Source organism: Bradyrhizobium sp. CCBAU 45389, from assembly GCF_028128625.1.
GTDB lineage: Bacteria > Pseudomonadota > Alphaproteobacteria > Rhizobiales > Xanthobacteraceae > Bradyrhizobium > Bradyrhizobium liaoningense_B.
The window spans coordinates 1-962 of sequence record NZ_LBIY01000032.1; the positions used below are offsets into that span (position 1 = coordinate 1).

Consider the following 962-nt stretch of genomic DNA (forward strand, 5'->3'; position numbering starts at 1 on the left):
TTGATGGGGAAGACGGCCCCGCTCCCTCGGCGCCGGCGATATACTGGCGATGGACGAACCCGCTAACAGGAGCAATTCACCAATGGAAGCCGCGACAGTTGGGTTGGACATTTCGAAGCACGTATTTCACATCCATTCAGTTGATGGCCAAGGCCAAGTGGCCGGTCGGCAACGCCTCCGGCGAGGTGAGATCGTGTCGTTCTTCTCCTCGCTCGCGCCTTGTCTAGTCGGCATTGAGGCCTGCGCGCCTGCTCACCACTGGGCGCGGGAGATTCGGCAGTTTGGACGTGATGTGAGATTGTCCCGCCAGCCTATGTTAAACCCTACGTACGAAGAGGAGCCAAGAATGACGCCGCTGACGCGGCCGCGATCTGCGAAGCGGTCACCCGTCCCAATATGCGGTTCGTTCCCATCAAGAGCGGCGAGAACCAGGGCTTCTTGATGCTTCATCGTGCAAGAGGCTTATTGGTCCGCCAACGAACCATGACAGCCTGCGCCATTCGGGCTCACTTTGCTGAGTTCGGAATCATCGTCGGGCAAGGCCGGCAACGGGTGGATGGTCTGGTGGACGTGTTGGATGACGAGGAACTGACGCTACCGGCCCACGCCCGCATCGCACTAGCCGTCCTTGTGAACCAACTGAAGGAATTGGATCGGCAGGTCGAGGCTATCGAGCGCGAGCTGGCTCAGATCCAGCGCGTAAATCCGATGGCGAAGTTGCTGTCCTCGATCCCCGGGATCGGTCCCATAACGGCCACAGCTCTCGCCGCGACCGTGCCGGACGCGACAATTTTCCGCTCCGGGCGGGAGTTCGCGGCCTGGCTTGGCCTGACGCCTAAACAGAATTCCACCGGCGGGAAGGACAGGCTCGGCCGCATAACAAAGCAGGGCGATTCCTATCTCAGGCACTTGCTTGTCATCGGGGCACGCAACGTCGTTCGGTATCCAAAGGCCCGGTCCCG

Annotated in this window: 1 pseudogene; it reads left to right on the top strand. The window is 60.6% G+C overall.

The features are described 5' to 3' along the window. Positions 1-82: 82 nt before the first annotated feature. A pseudogene (locus tag XH79_RS06855) lies at positions 83-962 on the top strand (IS110 family transposase); the annotation flags it as partial.